22 protein-coding genes are annotated in these 18,462 nt (G+C 64.5%); 14 read left to right on the forward strand and 8 right to left on the reverse strand.

Going from position 1 to position 18,462, the window contains the following annotated elements; translation table 11 throughout:
• Window positions 1–42 precede the first annotated feature (42 nt).
• The 13 genes from pyrH to VMR39_RS19405 all read left to right on the forward strand — a co-directional run bounded on the left by pyrH (window position 43) and on the right by VMR39_RS19405 (window position 12,109).
• Window positions 43–768, forward strand: coding sequence for a UMP kinase (gene pyrH, locus VMR39_RS19345; RefSeq protein ID WP_325418099.1), 726 nt, complete (start codon window positions 43–45; stop codon window positions 766–768).
• A gap of 6 nt (window positions 769–774) precedes the next feature.
• Window positions 775–1,332 (forward strand): ribosome recycling factor, encoded by a 558-nt coding sequence (gene frr, locus VMR39_RS19350; protein WP_325418101.1) that lies wholly within the window; start codon window positions 775–777, stop codon window positions 1,330–1,332.
• 43 nt (window positions 1,333–1,375) lie between these two features.
• A complete protein-coding gene (locus VMR39_RS19355; RefSeq protein ID WP_325418102.1) occupies window positions 1,376–2,116 on the forward strand; it encodes an isoprenyl transferase in 741 nt (246 codons plus the stop codon).
• A 4-nt stretch (window positions 2,117–2,120) separates the two neighbouring features.
• A complete protein-coding gene (locus tag VMR39_RS19360) occupies window positions 2,121–2,900 on the forward strand; it encodes a phosphatidate cytidylyltransferase (protein ID WP_325418104.1) in 780 nt (259 codons plus the stop codon).
• Window positions 2,897–4,054 carry a 1-deoxy-D-xylulose-5-phosphate reductoisomerase gene (locus VMR39_RS19365; protein ID WP_325418106.1) on the forward strand — a complete coding sequence of 386 codons (1,158 nt, stop codon included), beginning with the start codon at window positions 2,897–2,899 and terminating at the stop codon, window positions 4,052–4,054. The genes VMR39_RS19360 and VMR39_RS19365 overlap by 4 nt, the downstream gene beginning before the upstream one ends.
• Entirely contained in the window at window positions 4,051–5,184 is a 1,134-nt protein-coding gene (gene rseP / locus VMR39_RS19370) for an RIP metalloprotease RseP (protein WP_325418108.1), read from the forward strand. Before VMR39_RS19365 ends, rseP begins: the two co-directional genes overlap by 4 nt.
• 102 nt (window positions 5,185–5,286) lie before the next feature.
• A complete protein-coding gene (gene bamA, locus VMR39_RS19375; RefSeq protein ID WP_325418110.1) occupies window positions 5,287–7,896 on the forward strand; it encodes an outer membrane protein assembly factor BamA in 2,610 nt (869 codons plus the stop codon).
• Window positions 7,896–8,549 (forward strand): OmpH family outer membrane protein, encoded by a 654-nt coding sequence (locus tag VMR39_RS19380; protein ID WP_325418112.1) that lies wholly within the window; start codon window positions 7,896–7,898, stop codon window positions 8,547–8,549. Before bamA ends, VMR39_RS19380 begins: the two co-directional genes overlap by 1 nt.
• Window positions 8,550–8,590: 41 nt before the next feature.
• Window positions 8,591–9,031, forward strand: coding sequence for a 3-hydroxyacyl-ACP dehydratase FabZ (gene fabZ / locus VMR39_RS19385; protein WP_414712558.1), 441 nt, complete (start codon window positions 8,591–8,593; stop codon window positions 9,029–9,031).
• Window positions 9,032–9,176: 145 nt separating this feature from the next.
• Complete coding sequence (gene rpmE, locus VMR39_RS19390; protein WP_325418116.1) at window positions 9,177–9,401, forward strand: 50S ribosomal protein L31; 225 nt, start codon at window positions 9,177–9,179, stop codon at window positions 9,399–9,401.
• A gap of 195 nt (window positions 9,402–9,596) precedes the next feature.
• Window positions 9,597–10,667, forward strand: a complete 1,071-nt coding sequence (gene recF, locus VMR39_RS19395) for a DNA replication/repair protein RecF (protein WP_325418118.1) — start codon at window positions 9,597–9,599, stop codon at window positions 10,665–10,667.
• Between the two features lie 105 nt (window positions 10,668–10,772).
• Window positions 10,773–11,303, forward strand: a complete 531-nt coding sequence (locus VMR39_RS19400) for a CHAP domain-containing protein (RefSeq protein WP_325418120.1) — start codon at window positions 10,773–10,775, stop codon at window positions 11,301–11,303.
• Between the two features lie 77 nt (window positions 11,304–11,380).
• Complete coding sequence (locus VMR39_RS19405; RefSeq protein WP_325418122.1) at window positions 11,381–12,109, forward strand: CHAP domain-containing protein; 729 nt, start codon at window positions 11,381–11,383, stop codon at window positions 12,107–12,109.
• A gap of 105 nt (window positions 12,110–12,214) precedes the next feature.
• On the opposite strand, the gene VMR39_RS19410 is transcribed toward VMR39_RS19405, so the two are convergent.
• From VMR39_RS19410 to VMR39_RS19440, 7 genes are all read right to left on the reverse strand, one after another.
• Window positions 12,215–12,490 (reverse strand): DUF3297 family protein, encoded by a 276-nt coding sequence (locus VMR39_RS19410; protein WP_325418124.1) that lies wholly within the window; start codon window positions 12,488–12,490, stop codon window positions 12,215–12,217.
• Window positions 12,491–12,543: 53 nt separating this feature from the next.
• Window positions 12,544–13,389 (reverse strand): S1 family peptidase, encoded by an 846-nt coding sequence (locus VMR39_RS19415; RefSeq protein ID WP_325418126.1) that lies wholly within the window; start codon window positions 13,387–13,389, stop codon window positions 12,544–12,546.
• A 4-nt stretch (window positions 13,390–13,393) separates the two neighbouring features.
• Window positions 13,394–13,816, reverse strand: coding sequence for a DUF350 domain-containing protein (locus VMR39_RS19420; protein WP_325418129.1), 423 nt, complete (start codon window positions 13,814–13,816; stop codon window positions 13,394–13,396).
• Window positions 13,817–13,939: 123 nt separating this feature from the next.
• Entirely contained in the window at window positions 13,940–14,239 is a 300-nt protein-coding gene (locus tag VMR39_RS19425; RefSeq protein ID WP_325418131.1) for a hypothetical protein, read from the reverse strand.
• A gap of 102 nt (window positions 14,240–14,341) precedes the next feature.
• Entirely contained in the window at window positions 14,342–15,583 is a 1,242-nt protein-coding gene (locus tag VMR39_RS19430) for a cyclopropane-fatty-acyl-phospholipid synthase family protein (RefSeq protein ID WP_325418133.1), read from the reverse strand.
• Between the two features lie 31 nt (window positions 15,584–15,614).
• Window positions 15,615–16,361 carry a molybdopterin-binding protein gene (locus VMR39_RS19435; RefSeq protein WP_325418135.1) on the reverse strand — a complete coding sequence of 249 codons (747 nt, stop codon included), beginning with the start codon at window positions 16,359–16,361 and terminating at the stop codon, window positions 15,615–15,617.
• Complete coding sequence (locus VMR39_RS19440) at window positions 16,358–17,089, reverse strand: cytochrome b/b6 domain-containing protein (RefSeq protein ID WP_325418137.1); 732 nt, start codon at window positions 17,087–17,089, stop codon at window positions 16,358–16,360. Before VMR39_RS19440 ends, VMR39_RS19435 begins: the two co-directional genes overlap by 4 nt.
• Before the next feature lie 313 nt (window positions 17,090–17,402).
• Here VMR39_RS19440 and VMR39_RS19445 point away from each other — a divergent pair, with 313 nt between their 5' ends.
• Window positions 17,403–17,915, forward strand: a complete 513-nt coding sequence (locus VMR39_RS19445; RefSeq protein ID WP_325418139.1) for a porin family protein — start codon at window positions 17,403–17,405, stop codon at window positions 17,913–17,915.
• Window positions 17,916–17,982: 67 nt separating this feature from the next.
• On the opposite strand, the gene VMR39_RS19450 is transcribed toward VMR39_RS19445, so the two are convergent.
• Window positions 17,983–18,405: a hypothetical protein gene (locus VMR39_RS19450; RefSeq protein WP_325418141.1), complete on the reverse strand. Its 423-nt coding sequence runs from the start codon at window positions 18,403–18,405 to the stop codon at window positions 17,983–17,985.
• Between the last annotated feature and the right edge of the window lie 57 nt (window positions 18,406–18,462).

An 18,462-nucleotide genomic window follows, 5' to 3' on the forward strand; every position in this document is an offset into this window, starting at 1 on the left:
CCGCGCCGCTTCCCCTGCCAACCATAAGGATTCTTGCCCCGCATGACCCGGCCCGCCTACAAGCGCATCCTGTTGAAATTGTCCGGCGAAGTGCTGATGGGACAAGGGCAGTTCGGCATCGAGCCGGAAACCGTGGCCCGTGTCGCAGGCGAGATCGCGGCGGCGAAGGATGCCGGGTTTGAACTCTGCGTCGTCGTGGGTGGCGGCAACATCTTCCGTGGTCTGGCCGGTGCGGCCAAGGGTTTCGACCGGGCGAGCGCCGACTATATGGGCATGCTCGCCACCGTCATGAACGCGCTGGCGGTGCAGAATGCGCTCGAAAAGCTGGGCTACGACACCCGCGTCCAGTCGGCGATCCCGATGGCGTCGGTGTGCGAGCCCTATATTCGCCGCAAGGCCGAACGCCATATGGAGAAGGGCCGGATCGTGATCTTCGCGGCCGGCACCGGCAGCCCCTTCTTCACCACCGATACGACCGCAGCGTTGCGCGCGGCCGAAATGAATTGCGATGCACTGTTCAAGGGCACCAGCGTCGACGGCATCTACAATGCCGACCCCAAGAAGGTGAGCGACGCCGTCCGTTACGAAGAGATCAGCTTCGACCAGGTGCTGAACGACAATCTGAAGGTGATGGACGCCAGCGCCATTGCGCTGTGCCGCGAAAACAATATTCCCATCGTCGTCTTCAACATCCGGGAGACGGGCAACCTGGCCAAGGTGCTCGCCGGGGATGGCGTGGCGACGATCGTGCAAAATCAGGAGCGCTGAAATACCATGCCGCAATATAACAAGGCAGATCTGGAACGCCGCATGGCTGGCGCGATCGAGGCGCTCAAGGGCGACCTCACCGGTTTGCGTACCGGGCGCGCCAATATCCAGTTGCTCGATCCTGTGATGGTCACTGTCTATGGCGCGAACATGCCGCTCAATCAGGTCGCGACCGTGTCGGCGCCCGAGCCGCGGATGCTGTCTGTCCAGGTTTGGGACAAGAGCAATGTCGGTCCCTGCGACAAGGCGATCCGTTCGGCTGGTCTCGGCCTCAACCCGATCGTCGATGGCCAGACGCTGCGCCTGCCGATCCCGGACCTGACCGAGGAGCGTCGCAAGGAACTGGCCAAGCTCGCCAGCAAATATGCCGAAGGCGCGCGCGTGGCCGTGCGCAACGTGCGTCGCGACGGCATGGACAGCCTGAAGACCGACGAGAAGAAGGGCGAGATCAGCGAGGATGAGCGCAAGCGGCTGGAAACCGAAGTCCAGAAGCTGACCGATTCCACCATCGCGGATATCGATGCCGCTGCGACCGCGAAGGAAAAGGAAATCCTCGGCCAGTAAGCCGGGGCTTTCCTTTCGCGGCCAAAGCACGCATTCCTATCTGATGGCCACACAAGCCAAGCCCGATCTCACCCGCGCCGCGCCAGCCCATGGCGCGCGTCATGTCGCCATCATCATGGACGGCAATGGCCGCTGGGCGAAGAAGCGGCTGCTGCCTCGCATCGCCGGCCATCGCGCCGGGGTGGAGGCGGTGCGCCGGGTCGCGCGCGCGGCTCAGGATATGGGGCTGGAGTGCCTGACGCTCTACGCCTTCTCCTCGGAGAACTGGAAGCGGCCGGCGACCGAGGTGTCCGACCTGATGGGCCTGCTGCGCCATTTCATCCAGTCGGACATCGACGAGTTTCACGCCAATGGCGTGCGGCTGCGGATCATCGGCAATTATCGCGCGCTCGACGCGTCGCTGGTCGAACTGATCGAAGATGCCATGGCGCGCACGGCGGCCAATACGGGGCCGGTGATCGCCATCGCGCTCAACTATGGCGCGCAGGACGAGATGGTGCGCGCCGCGCAGCGTCTGGCCGAGCGGGTCGCCAAGGGCGAGCTGGATACGCAGGATATCGGCATCGCCGCGATCGATGCGGAGCTGGATACGGCCGACCTGCCGCCGCTCGACCTGCTGGTGCGCACCTCGGGCGAGCAGCGGCTCAGCAATTTCATGCTGTGGCAGGCGGCCTATGCCGAACTCTATTTCACGGACATGTTGTGGCCCGATTTCGACGGTCGCGCATTGGCGCAGGCGCTGGACGCCTTCCGCCTGAGGGACCGCCGGTTCGGCGGATTGTGATCCTATGACAAGCGAATTGCGCACCCGCACCATCGTCGGCGTCGCGCTGATCGCGGTGGCGCTCGGCGCCCTGCTGGCGGGCGGACTGCTGTTCTGGCTGCTGCTGGTGGTCGCGGGCGTGCTGATGCAGGGCGAATGGGGCGACCTGACCGGCGCCAATCCCGAACAGCGCAAGGCGGCGATGTTCGCCGTGTCGATCCCGCTGGCGCTGCTGTGCCCGCTGGCCGCCGGCATCGACTGGCCGGTGCTGATGGCGGGGGCGGCGGCCTTCTTCTTCGTCGCCTTCACCAGCCGCAACATGAAGCTGGCGCTGGGTATTCCCTATATCTGCGTGCCGATCACCGCGCTTCAGCTCCTGCGCGCGGAGCAGCCCTATGCCTACGGCCTGTTGCTTGCCTTCTGGGCGCTGTCGCTGGTGTGGGCGACCGACATCGGCGCCTATTTCGCCGGGCGTTCGATCGGCGGGCCGAAGCTGGCGCCGCGCATCAGCCCTTCCAAGACCTGGTCGGGGCTGGCCGGCGGCGTGCTGGCGGCGCTGGTGCTGGGCTTCCTGTTACATCGTTTCGCCGGATTGCCGATCCAGATGGCGGCGGCGAGCGGCCTGCTTGCCGTAGCGGCGCAGCTGGGTGATCTGCTGGAAAGTCATATGAAGCGCCGGGCAGGGGTCAAGGATAGCGGAACGCTGCTGCCGGGTCATGGCGGGGTGATGGATCGGCTGGACGGGGTGGTGTCCACCGCTCCGCTCGCGGCCTTGCTCTATCTGATTTTGGTGCAGGGCGGATGAAGACGGTTTCCATATTCGGCGCGACCGGGTCGGTCGGCCTGTCGACGCTGGACCTGGTCCGGCGCGATCCCGACACCTATCGCGTCGTCGCGCTCACCGCCAACAGCGATGTCGACAATCTCGCGACGCAGGCGCGCACGACCGGGGCGCAGGTCGCGGTCATCGGGCAGGAGCAACTCTACGGCGCGCTGAAGGACGCGCTGTCCGGTTCGGGCATCGAGGCGGCGGCGGGCGAGGATGCGCTGGTCGAGGCGGCAGCGCTGGGCGCGGACTGGACTATGGCGTCGATCGTCGGCTGCGCGGGTTTGAAGCCCACCATGGCGGCGCTGAAGGCGGGCGGCACGGTTGCGCTGGCGAACAAGGAATCGCTGGTGTCGGCGGGCGGGCTGATGATGGAGGCGGCGCAGGCGGCGGGCGCGACGCTGCTGCCGGTCGACAGCGAACATAATGCGATCTTCCAATGCCTGGCCGGCAGCGGCCTGGAGAGCGTCTCCAGAATCATTCTGACCGCCAGCGGGGGTCCGTTCCGCACGCGCAGCCGGGCAGAGATGGCGGACATCACGCCGGCGCAGGCGGTGGCACATCCCAACTGGTCGATGGGTGCGAAGATCAGCGTCGACAGCGCGACGATGATGAACAAGGGGCTGGAACTGATCGAGGCGGCCTATCTCTTCCCGGTCGGACTGGACCGGATCGAGATATTGGTCCATCCGCAGTCGGTGATCCATTCGATGGTCGAGTATCGCGACTGTTCGACGCTGGCACAGCTCGGTTCGCCCGATATGCGCATTCCCATCGCTCACGCGCTCGCCTGGCCCGACCGGATCGCTACGCCGTGCCAGCCGCTGGATCTGGCACGGATCGGCAGGCTCGACTTCGAAGCGCCTGATCCTGAACGCTTTCCTGCGCTTCGCCTGACCCGCGCGGCCGCGGCCGAGGGCGGGGCGACGCCCGCCATCCTGAATGCCGCCAACGAGGTCGCGGTCGCCGCTTTCCTCGCGGGTCGCATCGGCTTCCTTGATATTGCCATGATTGTGGAGGATGTGTTGGAGCGGTATAGCGCTCCAAGGCCCGACACGATCGACGACGTGCTGGCGGCGGATGCGCAGGCGCGCCGGCAGGCGGGCCAAGTGATGGAAAGATTGACGGCTTGATCCAGAATCCCGGTTTCCTGTTGACCGTGCTTGCCTTTGTGGCGGTCATCGGACCGCTCGTCTTCGTGCATGAGCTGGGCCATTATCTGGTCGGCCGCTGGTGCGGGGTGAAGGCGGAAGCCTTTTCGATCGGCTTCGGTCCGGAGCTGTTCGCCTGGGTCGATCGGCGCGGGACTCGCTGGCGCGTCGCGGCGCTGCCGTTGGGCGGCTATGTCCGCTTCAAAGGCGACATGAACGCGGCGAGCATGACCGATCCCGCCTGGCTGGAAATGCCGGCCAAGGATCGGGCGGAAAGCTTCCCCGGCAAGCCGCTGTGGCAGCGCGCGGCGATCGTAGCGGCCGGGCCGGCGATCAATTTCCTCTTCGCCATCCTGATCCTGGCGACTTTCGCCTTCGTCCATGGCGAAAGCCGGACCCCGGCCGTTGCCGGGCAGGTGCAGGCCGGCAGTGCGGCGGCAGCGGCGGGCATCAGGGCGGGCGACCGCATCCTGTCGCTGGGCGGTCGCGAGATGGCGACCTTCGACGATATCCGCCTCTATGCCCAGATCCGTCCCGGCGAGCCGGTGGAGATTGTGATCGACCGTGCCGGACAGCGCATCATCCAGCAAGGCAGGATCGGCAGCGTCAGCGAGGATGACGGCTTCGGCAACAAGTTCAATGTCGGTCGCCTTGGCCTGGCGCCGGGCAATCCGGTGATCGTGCCGGTCAGCCTGGTGCGCGCGCCGGTGGTGGCGATCGAGCGGACCGGGCAGATCGTGCGCACCATGGTGGAAACGCTGGGGCAGATCGTCGGCGGCGGCCGGTCGGTCAAGGAACTGGGCGGGCCGTTGAAGATCGCGCAGGTGTCGGGGCAAGCGGCGACGCTGGGGCTGGAGAGCTTCATCTTCTTTGCCGCGCTCATCTCGATTAACTTGGGGTTCATCAACCTCTTGCCAATTCCCATGCTGGATGGTGGCCATCTGCTGTTCTACGGGATCGAGGCGGTGCAGCGGCGGCCGGTCAGCCCGCAGGCGCAGGAATGGGCCTACAGGTCGGGTCTGGCACTGCTGATGGCGATGATGCTGCTGGTAACTTTCAACGATTTATCGTCTTTCGGCCTGTGGAAGAGTCTCTCCGGCTTGATCGGCTGACGCGCTTCGGGCAGGGATGCGCCATTTGGCGGCGTCTGTTGCAGCAGACACATGTTTTTTCGAGTTTTTGAGGTGGTGCGGGTGACAGCGAACAAGAGCAGCATGAGGCAGCGCCCGGTGGTGGCCGTCCTGTTGGCGACGACCATGATCGCGGGCCTGCCGGCGGTTCCCGCCATGGCGCAGACCGCGCCGGCGCCTGCTTCTACGGCGCCGGTCGCCGCGCCTGTGGCACAGGGCACGATCAGCGCCGTCACCGTGACCGGCACGCAGCGCCTGGAGCCGGACACGGTGCTGTCCTACACCAAGCTGCGTGTCGGCCAGCCCTACAGCCAGGAGAGCCTGGACCAGGCGCTGCGCGACCTGTACGAAACCGAACTGTTCGCCGACGTTCAGATCCGCAACGACAATGGCGCGTTGACGGTGGAGGTGAAGGAAAACCCCGTCATCAACCGTATCGTCCTTGAAGGTAATAAGCGCCTCAAGGAAGACAAGATTCGTCCTGAAATAAAACTGGCTCCGCGCCAAATCTACACCCGGTCCAAGGTCCGCGCCGATGTCGCCCGCATCGTCGAGCTGTATCGCCGCCAGGGCCGCTTCGCCGCGACCATCGAACCGAAGATGGTCCAGCTGGACCAGAACCGCGTCGACATCGTGTTCGAAATCTCGGAAGGGCCCAAGTCCAAGGTTCGCCAGATCAACATCATCGGCAACGAGAAGTTCAAGGACGGCGAGCTGCGCAGCCAGATGGTGACGAAGCAGTCGCGTTGGTTCCGCATCTTCTCGTCCGGCACCAGCTACGATCCCGATCGTCTGGCCTATGACCAGCAGAAGCTGCGCCAGTTCTACCTGACCGAAGGCTATGCCGACTTCCGCGTCATTTCGGCGGTAGCGGAACTGACGCCCGACAAGCAGGACTTCATCATCACCTATGTCGTCGAGGAAGGCGACCGCTACAAGTTCGGCGACGTGAAGGTCGAATCCGACATTCGCGACCTGTCGGGCGACAGCCTGACCCGCCGCCTGCCGATGAAGAAGGGCGACTGGTACAACGCCAAGCAGGTCGAGGATACGGTCGACACGCTGAGCGAGACGGCGGGCCTGTTCGGCTATGCCTTTGCCGACGTGTCGCCGGACTTCAACCGGTCCAAGGAAGACCTGACGATGGGGATCAACTTCCGCATCGCCAACGCGCCGCGCGTCTATGTCGAGCGGGTCGACATCAACGGCAACACGCTGACGCAGGACAAGGTCGTCCGCCGTGAATTCCGTCTGGCCGAAGGCGACGCCTTCAACAGCTTCCTCGTCAAGCGCTCGAAGGACCGCATTAACTCGCTCGGCTTCTTCCAGGAGAAGCTGGACGTCGAGCAGAAGCCGGGTTCCGCGCCCGACCGCATCGTGCTGGAAACCAACGTTCAGGAAAAGTCGACCGGCGAACTGTCGCTGTCGGCCGGTTTCTCGTCGCTGGAACGTTTCATCGTCGCGGCCTCGATCACGCAGCGCAACTTCCGCGGCAAGGGCCAGGAGCTGCGCACCTCGGTCAATTATTCGGCTTATTCGAAGTCGGTGGAAGTGGGCTTCACCGAGCCTTATTTCATGGACAAGAATATCGCGCTGGGCGGCGACATCTATCGCCGCGATCTCAACAGCTTCCGCTACCTGACCAGCAACACCCGCGACACGACCTATGAAAATACGTCGACCGGCTTCCAGCTGCGCGCGGGCGTGCCGATCACCGAATATATGTCTCTGGCGCTGCGCTATCAGCTGAACTTCGACGATACGACGCTGGACAAGAGCACCTATTATACCAACGGCGTCTGCGACCCGCTGCTGGCCGGCCGCTATCTCTGCGACGCGATCGGCAAGCGCACCACTTCGTCGGTGGGCTACTCGCTGATCTACGATACCCGCGATAACCGCATCCGCGCGACCCGCGGCAACAGCATCACGCTGAGCCAGGATTTCGCGGGCCTGGGCGGCAGCGTCAAATATGTGAAGACGCGTCTGGCCGCGTCCAAATATGTGCCGCTGGGTGGCGGCTTCATCTTCTCGCTGTCGGGCGAGGGCGGCTATATCCACAGCCTGGAAGGCGAACGTCGCGACGCCACCGGCGAGCTGGTTGAGAAAGTCCGCCTGGTTGATCGTTTCTTCCTGGGCGAACCGCAGTTCCGCGGCTTCGACATTCGCGGCGTCGGCCCGCGCGTAAAGCGCTATTATCTGGTCGATGACGGCGACGGCAATTATGTCCGCCAGAACAACAACAACAATGTTTCGGACGACGCGCTGGGCGGCAAGATCTACTATCTGGCGCGTGCCGAAGTGGAAATCCCGTTGGGTTCGGGCGCACGCGAAATGGGTCTGCGCCCGTCGATCTTCATGGATGCCGGCGCGGTTGCCGGTCTGAAGAATCCGGGCACGATCAATTTCGCCGGCTATTGCACCGTCACTACGGGAACGACGTCCACGAGCGTTCGGGCGCCGTCGGTCGGCAATTGCGACACGCCCGCAGTCGGTTCGACCGCCACCTATGCCGGCGGCGCGTTCGAAGAAGAATATCTCGGCGACACGCTCAAGCCGCGTCTGTCGGTGGGCTTTGGCGTCAACTGGAACTCGCCTTTCGGCCCGTTCCGGATCGACATCGCCAAGGCCCTGCTCAAGGAACCAGGGGACGACAACAAGCTCATCACCTTCAATGTGGGGACTCAGTTCTAATGAAGACCATTGTTAAAGCAGCAGCGCTCATCCTGGCGCCCGTGACCACCCTGGCTCTGACCGCCGTTCCGGCCTCTGCCCAGTCGAAGACCGGCATCGCCGTCGCCGACTTGCAGGGCGCCGTCGGCACCAGCGCCGCCTACACCACGGCGCGCACGCAGATGCAGACCACCTACAAGCCGCAGATCGACGCATTCAACGCGCGCAAGACGGCGATCGATACCGACCTCAAGACCAAGGGCGACGCGCTCCAGGCTGCCCTGAAGGCTGCCGGCGGCAAGCCGACCCCGGCGATCGAGACACAGTATCAGCAGTTCCAGCAGTCGCAGCAGGCCGCCCAGGCCGAATTGCAGAAGCTGGGCCAGCCGATCGCGCTCGCCAACGCCTATGTCGAGGAGCAGATCACCGCGAAGCTCTCCGACGCGCTCAAGGCCGCGATGACCAAGGCGAAGGTCGACCTGGTCCTGAACCCCGAGGCCACCGTCTCCTACCAGCCCACCGTCGACATCACCGCGTCGGTCGTGACCGAACTCAACGCGCTGGTGCCGAGCGTCGGCATCACCCCGCCGGCCGGCTGGCAGCCGGGCCGTCAGGGCCAGGCCGGTGCAGCCGCTGCTCCGGCGACCCCGGCGCAGGCGCCCAAGTCGCGCTGATCTGAATGACGGCCGACGTTGAAACGAACGCCCTTGGCCCGATGGATGTCCGTCGGGTCATGGCCGCGCTGCCGCACCGTTACCCGATGCTGCTGATCGACCGCGTGGTTTCGCTGGTGCCCAACCAGTCGATCCACGCGATCAAGGCGGTGTCGGTGAACGAACCTTTCTTCCAGGGGCATTTCCCCACCCGGCCGATCATGCCCGGCGTGCTGATCGTCGAGGCGATGGCACAGGCGGCGGGCGTGCTGGCGGTGGAATCGATGAACCTCGCCGATAGCGGCAAGCTCGTCTATTTCATGAGCATCGACGGCGCGAAGTTCCGTTCGCCGGTGGAGCCGGGCTGCCTGCTCGACCTTCATGTCGAAGTGACTCAGAATCGCGGTGCGATCTGCAAGTTCAGCGGCAAGGCGATGATCGACGGCAAGCTGGCATCGGAAGCCAATTTCGTCGCCATGATCACCGATCCGCCGAAGGATTGATATCGTCCGCCGCGTTGCCGATCGTGGCGCGGCGGCTTATCCTTGCAAAATTCTTGCAAAGGCGCGCCGAAACCGCTAACGGCGCGCCTTCGCATTTTACCGCATCCGGCCGGTCGGAAACCGGCCATCAAAGGAGCATATCGCCATGAAGGCCAATACCCACCCCGCCTACCACATGATCACCGTTCAGATGACCGACGGCACCACCTTCCAGACCCGCTCGACCTGGGGCAAGGAAGGCGACACGCTGGCGCTCGACATCGACCCCAAGTCGCACCCGGCCTGGACGGGCGGCAACCGCCAGCTGGACACCGGCGGCCAGGTGGCGCGCTTCAACAAGCGTTTCGGCGGCCTGACGCTGAAGAAGTAATCGGCCTTTCAAGGTACGAACGGAAAGGGCGCCCGAGGGCGCCCTTTTTGTTGGCCGGTATCGGCGAGGAGCGGCCATGAATTAAATCCACGCCAATCCGTCCTCCAGCTTATCCGCCTGCCTGATTCCTCGACTTGGCGGCGTGCGCTGCAAACGGGTCTTTCCCCCGCGGCTGCTCCCCGCTACAGCCTCGCCATGATCGGCCGCCTGACCCTGAGCGATTTCCGCAACCATGCGGATGCGCTGATCCTGCCCGATCACGCCTTCATCCTGCTGACCGGCGACAACGGCGCGGGCAAGACCAATATACTGGAAGCTGTGTCGATGCTGGCGCCGGGGCGTGGCCTGCGCGGCGTCCCGCTGAGCGCCATGGCGCGGCAGGATGGTGGTGGCGGTTTCGGCATCGCGGCGGAGGTGGACGGGGTGGTGCTGGGCACCGGCGTCGCGCCCGCCAGTCCCGACCGTCGGCAGGTGCGGGTCGGTGGCGTCGCCTCTTCGGCGAACGCGCTGGCCGAGCATCTCTCGATCGTCTGGCTGACCCCGGCGATGGACCGGCTGTTCCTCGACAGTCCGGGTGGGAGGCGTCGCTTCCTCGATCGGCTGACGCTGGCGCTGCATCCGGGCCATGCCGCGCACAGCGCGCGCTATGACGCGGCGATGCGCGCGCGCAACCGGCTGCTGGCCGACCTGCGTCGCGCCGATCCGGTCTGGCTGACCGCGCTGGAGGCGCAAATGGACGAGCATGGCGCAGCGCTGGCCGACGCGCGGACCGATCTGGTCGCGCGGCTCAACCATGTGTTGGCCGATCAGCCCGACGAGCCGTTCGCCCGGCCGCTGATCGCGATCGAGGGGGAGGAGGGGGGCGACGAGCCGCTCGCTCCACGACTGGCGCGCGGGCGGCGGCGCGATGCGGCGGCGGGACGGACCCTGTCGGGACCGCATTGCCACGACCTGGCCGTCACCCATGTCGCCAAGGGGCAGGCCGCTGCCCTCTGTTCGACCGGAGAGCAGAAGGCGCTGCTGCTGTCGATCCTGCTCGCCCATGCCGCGCTGGTCGCTGCCGATCGGGGCCAGCCGCCGGTCCTGCTGCTCGACGAAGTGGCGGCGCATCTCGACCCGTCGCGACGAGCCGCGCTGTTCGATCGTTTGGCCGCAACCGGCGGGCAGGTGTGGATGACGGGAACTGAATCCAGCCTTTTCAGTGACTTGTCGTCAGCAACCCGGCTGACAGTAACAGCCGGCCACGTTTTTCGTTCCGCAGTATAACGCATCGATCAAACGACTCGTCGCCCCGCACTTGTCGGTTCGTCCAGCGTCTGCCCTAAGAGCCTCAACGGGGTTAAGTTCTTAAAAAGTCGGGGTCGCAATCGGATGTTCGTCAAGTTTCGCGCGGTTTTCGCGGCATCTGTTCTTGCGCTTTCGACCCTGATCGCTCTTCCCGCCACGGCCGCCGTGTTGCAGTGCGCGCCCTTCGCCCGTCAGGTTTCCGGTATCGACATCCATGGCAATGCGAACACCTGGTGGGGCCAGGCCGAAGGTCGTTATGACCGTGGCCATGAACCGCGGGTCGGCGCCGTCCTGTCCTTCTCGTCCAGCCGTTCCATGCCCGTCGGTCATGTCGCCATGGTGAGCAAGGTCGTCAACGACCGCGAAGTGTTGCTGACCCACGCCAACTGGTCCTACCGCGGCGGTGTGGAGCGTGACGTCCGCGCCGTCGACGTGTCGGCGAACAATGACTGGACCGACGTCCGCGTATGGTACGGCCCGATCGGCGGCCTGGGGCTGCGTTCGAACCCGGCCAACGGCTTCATCTATGCCGATGCGCCCAAGACCCTGGATCAGCCGGTCCGCATCGCTTCGGCCGACAATGCCGGGGGCGCTGGCCTCCGCGCTGCTTTCTGAGCCGTTAACCTTTTCCCAATCATCCCGGCTCTAGGGTCGCTCCCGGTGGGGCGATTCTTGACATTTCGGGATCGCAGATGATTCGAAAGACGAGCTGGGCAGTGGCGCTACTGCTGTCCGGGCTGATGACTGCGCCTGCCTTCGGCGCGGCGATGCTGCAATGCGTACCCTATGCCCGCACCGTGTCGGGCGTGGCGATACGCGGCGATGCGCTGACCTGGTGGGACCAGGCCGAGGGGCAGTATAAGCGCGGACACACGCCCAAAAAGGGCGCGGTGCTGGCGTTCCGACCCTATGGGCCGATGACACTGGGCCATGTCGCGGTGGTCAGCCGGATATTGGACGACCGGCGCGTGCTGATTCGTCATGCCAACTGGTCGGTGCCCGGCGCGATCGAGGAAGATGTGCTGGCGATCGACGTATCCGACGATGGCGACTGGAGCGAGGTTCGCGTCTGGCACAGTCCGACCGGCCAGATGGGCGCGCGGATCAACCCGACCTTTGGCTTCATATATCCCGCCAAGGCGAAGTTGCACGACTTTACCCCCGATCCGTCGCTGGGTGCGAGCGTGCGCTTCGCCAGGGCGGATATGGAGGACGTGGACGAAAAGCCGGCGGTACGTCGCGCAGCGCTCTACATGCGCGAGCCGGCGGCAGAACGCGCTATGCCGGTAAAGGTCGCGCGCAAGGCGGCGCCGCGTCTGGAAACCGACATGAACGTAATCGAATTTGCCGACAGCGCGCCGGCGGACCGGACGCTGAGTGCGATCATCGCCGACGTGAAGCGCGAGACGATGCTGAACTGAAAGAGGAGAGGTCTGAACGCTTCACGACTTCGCTCGAAGCGAACGGGTCAATTTCAAGCCATTCGAAAAAAAAGGGCGCCCCAGTCGGCGCCCTTCCAATATCGCTCATTCGGCGTCAGCGGCCTTTTCGCCTTCGCCCTCGGCCGGGTTCTCGAACCAGGCTTCGACTTCACCGCTCAGCTTGATCGTCAGCGGATTGCCGTTGCGGTCGCGGGTCTTGCCGGCGGCGACGCGGATCCAGCCTTCGGAAATATTATATTCCTCGACATCCTTGCGCTCGCGCCCCTTGAAACGGATGCCGATGCCGCGCTGAAGCACATCCATGTCGAAATGGGGGCTTTTCGGGTTGGTGGACAGATGGTTGGGAGGCGTGTCGCTCATGATCAGGATCCTTGGAAATTTGGGCTGCGCCTAGCGCCTCCACGCCCATTCCGTCAACCGCCACGCCGTTCGTCGACATCGCAGAAAATCCGGCGGATGACGCCCTGATCCAGCCAGGCGGCGAAGCGATTCTCCGCATCTGCCAGGCTGACGAAGGGATAGGCGACGGGGTGATCGTCCACGGCGCCGCTGGCGACGGTGAGGCGGGCGACGGCGTCGGGTGCCGTGGTGAGGATACGACCGCGCCGATCGGTCGATGCGCTGTTGACGCCGACGACATGGCCGTCCTCCGCAAAGATCGGGCCACCGCTGATGCCCGACAGCGTGCCGTCGCCTTCGGGAATGCGGCTCTTTTCCGCCCAGGCGAGCACAGGCTGGGTGAGATCGCTGCGGCCTCGGCGTGCGCTGGCCGCCCCGATCAATTCGGACACGACCAGGGTTGGCTGACCGGCGGGGAAGCCCATATGATAGCCCGGCGTACCCGGTTGCGGCGCGCGTCTGGAGAGGGGCAGGGCATCGGGGCTGGGCAGGCCGTCGCGGACCAGTGCGGCGTCCGCCTCCCGGCTTTCCACCACCCGCGACACCGGGCGGGCGAAGCGGCCCTCCTCCAGACCCACGCGGGTGCAGCCATGGGTGACATGTTCGGCGGTCAGCCATGCACCGTCCCGATCGACGGCGAAGGCGGTGCCCATGGAATCGGCGGGGCCGCCGGGCCGGTCCTCGATCACGAACTGCTCGTCGCCCCCTTGGGGCAGCGGACGGCGGGGCGAGCGCGGGTCATATTGTTCGATCTCCAGCGGCGGCGCGATATCCTGCCCCAGCCAGGCGACCAGCAGGAGGCCGGCCAGCGCGAAGGGCAGGCAGCCGCATCCTCCCTTGCGCGTGCCGGGACGAGCCATCGGTTCAGCCCGCCACCGCGGCCGCGGTGAGGCAGGCGATCGCCGCTTTCATCATGGCGAGGAAGATGGCAGCCGACCGCTCGTTCGCCTCGATCCGAGCGGACAAGGTGCCAAGCAGGAAATCGACGAGGCGGAAGGCAATGAGTTGCAGGACCAGCGTGACACTGCCCCAGATGACGATGTCCCAGACATTGACCGACCCGGCTAGGCAGAAGCCCAAAGGCACGGCAAGGCCGATCGCCGCCCCGCCCAGAGAGATGGCGGCGGCCTCATTTCCCGCTCGGATCAGCGCGAACTCGTCATGCGGGGTTATCCACAGATAGAGGGCCAGCGCCACCAGCCAGACCAGGGTGGCGCTGCCAAGATGGAGCAGGAATATCGGGAGGCCCGACAGGAGGCTCTGAATCACGGGCATGGGGTCAGTCATGCGGGTGAAAATGCCGGAAGCGGCCAGTCGGTTCAATGATCCGTCGATCTTCCGTATCGAGCGAAGCCGAGTCAGGCCATGGCCGGCCTTTCGGCTGCGCTCGATACGAAGGCCATGGGCGCGTCAGCGGCAGATGCGCACCCGCACGCGACGGTCGCGATAATGGTCGTAGCGCCATTCGTTCCAGCAACGCTGGCGATAGCCATAGCGCCGGTCGTAGCCGCGATGGCCCCTCCAGTCGCGCCGGTCGCCGCGCCAGTGGCGGCGATCGTCCCAGCGCCTGTCTCTACGGCCATCCCATCGACCGTCGCGATCGCCGCGCCAGCCATGGCGGTTGTCCAGTGCCTGGGCAGGCACCGTCGCCGCGCCGAGTCCGGCAACGGCAAGGGTCAGCGCGGCTACGCTTTTCCATAAAAATTTCATGTCGTTTCTCCTCCTTAACCCCTTGGGGGGGTGTGAGGAGGAGAATGCGCGCGGCTGACTGAACCGGTCGGGAACGTGGCTGTCAGCGACGGTTAATGCGTTTCAACGCCCTCGCAGTGCGGCTTCCGCTTCCTGTATATAGTCGCGGGTGATGGGCAGAGCGCGGCGGTCGCGTACATATTGGACCTGATAATTCACCATGCCGCCATGTTCGAACACGGTCGCCGCGCCGGCGAGATAGAAGGTCCAGAGGCGGAAGAAGCGTTCGTCATACAGGGCAACGATATCCGCCTTGTGCGCCATGGTGCGCTTATACCATTCGCGGATGGTGAGGCCGTAATGGATGCGCAGCACCTCCACGTCCGTCACCATCAGGCGGGTGCCCTCGCTGCCCTGGATCATCTCCGACAGGGCGGGGATATAGCCGCCGGGGAAGATATATTTCTGGGTGAAGGCGTCGGTGATGCCCGGCCCGTCGATGCGGCCGATCGTGTGGATCAGCATCACGCCGTCAGGCGCCAGCAGGTCGCGGCACTTGTTGTAGAAGGTGCGGAAATGGGCGGTGCCGACATGTTCGAACATGCCGACCGACACGATCCGGTCGAACGGCCCCTGCATGTCGCGATAGTCGATCAATTCGAACCGGACATGGTCGGCGACGCCGGCCTCTTCGGCGCGCTGGCGCGCGACTTTCAGCTGCTCTTCCGACAGGGTGATGCCGGTCACGTCCACGCCGCAGGTGCGGTGCAGATAAAGCGCCATGCCGCCCCAGCCGCAACCGATGTCCAGCACCTTCATGCCGGGCTTCAGATGCAGCTTGGCGGCGATATGCGCCTTCTTGTCCTCCTGCGACTGTTCCAGGCTGATGCCAGCCTCATTTGCCGCGTCGGGGAAATAGGCGCAGCTATATTGGCGGTCGCGGTCGAGGAAGAGGGCGTAGAGTGCGCCCGACAGATCATAATGATGGGCGACGTTCGCCTTGGAACGGCTCTTGTGATTGAGGCGCCAGAATTTCTGGCGGGCGGACTTGAAGCTGCGGCTGACGAAGGATTTGGCATCGATGGAGCGGCCCTGTTCCCAGGGATTGTTGGCGCGGATCATGGACACGAATTCCATGATGCCGCCGCCTTCGATGGCGACGCGGCCGTCGATCCAGGCTTCGGCCATGCCAAGGCGCGGATCCTTGATGATGTCGAGCGGAACGCGCCCGTCCTTGAAGCGAAGCGCAAGATTGGGGAAGGCCGGATCGGGCTGCCCGACGGTGAAGCTGCCTCCGTTATGATAATGGACGGTGAGTTGGCCGCGCGAGACCAACCGCTTGAGAACACGTTCAAACAGTTTCATGCCGCTACCCTGTCATGTCGTTTCGCAGGCGTCAAATGCCCGCATACCAATCATAGCCGGCATGGTCTTCCCAATAGCCGCCCTTGCCCCTGCCGACGCTCGAAAGGCTCTCCACCGCCTCGATCCGCATCAGATATTTGGCCTGCTTGTAGCCCAGTTGCCGCTCGACCCGCAGCCTGAGCGGCGCACCGTTGGCGACCGACAGCGGCCGGTCGTTGAGCGCGAAGGCGAGGATGGTCTGGGGGTGGAAGGCGTCGGTGAGGTCGATGCTCTCATAATAGGGCTGGCCGCTGCCCATCGTGTCGGCACAGTGGAAGACGAGATAGCGCGCCCGGTCGCGCAGGCCCGCGCCGTCGAGAATGGTCTTCAACGGCACGCCGCGCCATTTGCCGATCGCGCTCCAGCCTTCGACGCAGTCATGGCGGGTGATCTGTTCGCGATGGGGCAGGCCGCGCAACTGCGACAGCGAAAGCGACAATCTCCGCGCCACCAGGCCATCGACGCGCAGCCGCCAGTCGGTAAAGCCGCTGCGCCAGATCGCCTTATATTCGGGCGTGTTGGGGTTCGCGGTGCCGTTGGCGCGGAAAAAGGGGGAAATCTGGTCGGGCCTGAATTCCTGCGCCAGCGCATCGCGGGCCATCAGGCTGCGTTGCGCCCACTTGTGGAAATTTTCGGCGGAAAAGAGCGCCTCTCGGAAATTCGCGTTGCGGGCGAGCCGGTCGCAACCTGAAAGCGAGGCGGTCGCGCCGAGGAGGAGGGTGCGGCGGGTGAGGATCATCGGGTCACCCCGGACTTGGCCTTGGGCAGGCGATAACGGCCTGTGATCATCGACCGCAACTCGTTCACCGGCCCGGCGAGCAGCACCATCAGGATATGGAGGAGGAAGAAGGCGACCAGCGCGAAGGCGGTGAGGAAATGGATCGATCGCGCCGACTGCCGCCCGCCGAACAGTTCGACCAGCCAGGGCCAGGCCGCGTTCATGCCCGGCGACATGGTGAGGCCGGTCAGGATGACAAGCGGCAACGCGACAAAGATCACGCCGATATAGCTGGCCTTCTGAAGGATATTGTAGCGCAGCGCATCCTTGCCGGTGGGGAAGCGCAGCCGTGCATGATTCCTGATATCCTGCCAGACATGGCGCGGCGCCAGATCGCCGCGGCGGAACGCAAGGTCGCGGGCAATATGCCGGTTGGCGAGGCTCCAGAGCATGTAGAGGAGCAGGGCGAAGGCGAAGATCGGCGCGGCAGCCAAATGCCAGTGGCGCGACAAGGCCAGGCTATAGTGACCGGGCAGGGTGATCCAGCCGGGAAAGCGGTCCAGCTCCAGCCAGGCATGGTCGAAATTGGCGCCATATTGCCCCCAATAGAGGCGCGGATGGGCGTTGAAGATGCCGAGGCCGCTGCTGAACAATATGTAGAGCAGCAGCGCGTTCAGCCAGTGCCATAGACGGGTGGACAGGCGGTGACGCCTGACGATCGCATTGATGCTGTCGATCGGGCTGTCCATGGTGTGATCCTATCCGATTTTCGACGCGGGTCCAGAGTCGCCTTTGTCAAGGGCATGTAAAGTGGGCTGTAACCGTTTTGCAACACAAGGGGCGAAATTGATTGAAATAAAGGCCTAACCCCTTTGCAACTCAATCGGGCGATCCTAGATGGCCCTTGCACGATCAAGATGCAGATCGCGCTCTTCTCTCTCTGATAATAGAGAGAAAAGAAGCAGGAGGAATCGTGAGAATAAGTTCATGATTGCTTTGCATCGAACCTGAACGCCGGATGAATACCTAAGTCACGGCGACAAGAATAATATCGAGGACTTTATGAAGACTGTGATTTTCGCAGCGATTGCTGCTGCCGCTGCTTTCTCCGCTCCTGCTTTCGCTCAGGACGCTGCGCCCTTCACCGGGCCGCGCGCGGGCGTGACGCTGGGCTACGACAAGTTCGACGGCCGTGACGGTTTCACCTACGGCGTGACCGCCGGCTATGACCTCGCCGTCACCAACGGCGTGACCTTCGGTCCCGAAGTGTCGTTCAGCGACAGCACCACCAGCGCTGGCGCCGGTGCGGAAGTCAGCCGTGACCTGGCCGCTTCGGTCCGCCTCGGCTACACCCTGACGCCGCAGGTTCTGGCGTTCGGCAAGGTCGGCTATGCCAACACCCGCATCGACGTCAGCGGCGCCGGCGCGTCGTTCGAAGGCGTCCGCTACGGCGGTGGTCTGGAATATGCCGTGACCCCGAACACCTACATCTCGGCTGAATATCAGCGCAGCGAATATGAAGCCAACATCGGCGGCCGTGACGCCGGCCTGGTTGGCGTCGGTTTCCGCTTCTGATCCCTCTCGGAAGATCAAAGCAGGAGAAGGGCGGTCCTCACGGGCCGCCCTTTTTCTATGTGGATAACTATGCGGGCAGCGGCTGCACATCCGGCGCTACCCAGTCGCGCCGCGCTTCCACCGACATCAGCCGTTCGCGCGACCAATAGGTGAAGGGCCAGTCCTTGTTGCCCAGCGGCGAAGCCATCAGCGCGGTAAGGGCGGCCGCGGGTGTCACGCCATCGGGGAGCCCAGCGATCAGGCGGCGCGCCATATGGAGCGAGGCCTGGGTGATCGTCTCATGATAGCCGCTGGTGTCGCTGTTCACGCCACCGACGCTTTCATTGTAGCGGCGGATCATGTCCGGCATGTCGCGCTCCGGCCGAATGTCGGGGCGTTTCAGGATGAGCGAGAGTGCGGTCGCGAAATGCGCCTCATGCGTCCAGCGTTCCTTGGGCAGAGCGCAGGCCAGAAAGTCCTCGGCCAGCATGTCGATGTCGTCGTCGGTCATCATCTTCCCCCAAAAAAGAAAACCCCGCCGTTTCGGGCGGGGTTTCGTGTCGCGCCC

It is taken from the genome of Sphingobium sp. (assembly GCF_035511395.1).
GTDB lineage: Bacteria > Pseudomonadota > Alphaproteobacteria > Sphingomonadales > Sphingomonadaceae > Sphingobium.

What these genes read in the sequence shown, in the direction of transcription:
- VMR39_RS19425 (WP_325418131.1), bottom strand. Translation starts at nt 14,239, where the DNA reads ATGAAATTTTTATGGAAAAGCGTAGCCGCGCTGACCCTTGCCGTTGCC.
- rpmE (WP_325418116.1), top strand. Translation starts at nt 9,177, where the DNA reads ATGAAGGCCAATACCCACCCCGCCTACCACATGATCACCGTTCAGATG.
- VMR39_RS19420 (WP_325418129.1), bottom strand. Translation starts at nt 13,816, where the DNA reads ATGACTGACCCCATGCCCGTGATTCAGAGCCTCCTGTCGGGCCTCCCG.
- VMR39_RS19405 (WP_325418122.1), top strand. Translation starts at nt 11,381, where the DNA reads ATGATTCGAAAGACGAGCTGGGCAGTGGCGCTACTGCTGTCCGGGCTG.
- VMR39_RS19445 (WP_325418139.1), top strand. Translation starts at nt 17,403, where the DNA reads ATGAAGACTGTGATTTTCGCAGCGATTGCTGCTGCCGCTGCTTTCTCC.
- VMR39_RS19440 (WP_325418137.1), bottom strand. Translation starts at nt 17,089, where the DNA reads ATGGACAGCCCGATCGACAGCATCAATGCGATCGTCAGGCGTCACCGC.
- VMR39_RS19365 (WP_325418106.1), top strand. Translation starts at nt 2,897, where the DNA reads ATGAAGACGGTTTCCATATTCGGCGCGACCGGGTCGGTCGGCCTGTCG.
- VMR39_RS19355 (WP_325418102.1), top strand. Translation starts at nt 1,376, where the DNA reads ATGGCCACACAAGCCAAGCCCGATCTCACCCGCGCCGCGCCAGCCCAT.
- VMR39_RS19450 (WP_325418141.1), bottom strand. Translation starts at nt 18,405, where the DNA reads ATGACCGACGACGACATCGACATGCTGGCCGAGGACTTTCTGGCCTGC.
- VMR39_RS19400 (WP_325418120.1), top strand. Translation starts at nt 10,773, where the DNA reads ATGTTCGTCAAGTTTCGCGCGGTTTTCGCGGCATCTGTTCTTGCGCTT.
- VMR39_RS19410 (WP_325418124.1), bottom strand. Translation starts at nt 12,490, where the DNA reads ATGAGCGACACGCCTCCCAACCATCTGTCCACCAACCCGAAAAGCCCC.
- pyrH (WP_325418099.1), top strand. Translation starts at nt 43, where the DNA reads ATGACCCGGCCCGCCTACAAGCGCATCCTGTTGAAATTGTCCGGCGAA.
- fabZ (WP_414712558.1), top strand. Translation starts at nt 8,591, where the DNA reads ATGGATGTCCGTCGGGTCATGGCCGCGCTGCCGCACCGTTACCCGATG.
- VMR39_RS19430 (WP_325418133.1), bottom strand. Translation starts at nt 15,583, where the DNA reads ATGAAACTGTTTGAACGTGTTCTCAAGCGGTTGGTCTCGCGCGGCCAA.
- VMR39_RS19360 (WP_325418104.1), top strand. Translation starts at nt 2,121, where the DNA reads ATGACAAGCGAATTGCGCACCCGCACCATCGTCGGCGTCGCGCTGATC.
- recF (WP_325418118.1), top strand. Translation starts at nt 9,597, where the DNA reads ATGATCGGCCGCCTGACCCTGAGCGATTTCCGCAACCATGCGGATGCG.
- VMR39_RS19380 (WP_325418112.1), top strand. Translation starts at nt 7,896, where the DNA reads ATGAAGACCATTGTTAAAGCAGCAGCGCTCATCCTGGCGCCCGTGACC.
- bamA (WP_325418110.1), top strand. Translation starts at nt 5,287, where the DNA reads ATGAGGCAGCGCCCGGTGGTGGCCGTCCTGTTGGCGACGACCATGATC.
- VMR39_RS19435 (WP_325418135.1), bottom strand. Translation starts at nt 16,361, where the DNA reads ATGATCCTCACCCGCCGCACCCTCCTCCTCGGCGCGACCGCCTCGCTT.
- frr (WP_325418101.1), top strand. Translation starts at nt 775, where the DNA reads ATGCCGCAATATAACAAGGCAGATCTGGAACGCCGCATGGCTGGCGCG.
- VMR39_RS19415 (WP_325418126.1), bottom strand. Translation starts at nt 13,389, where the DNA reads ATGGCTCGTCCCGGCACGCGCAAGGGAGGATGCGGCTGCCTGCCCTTC.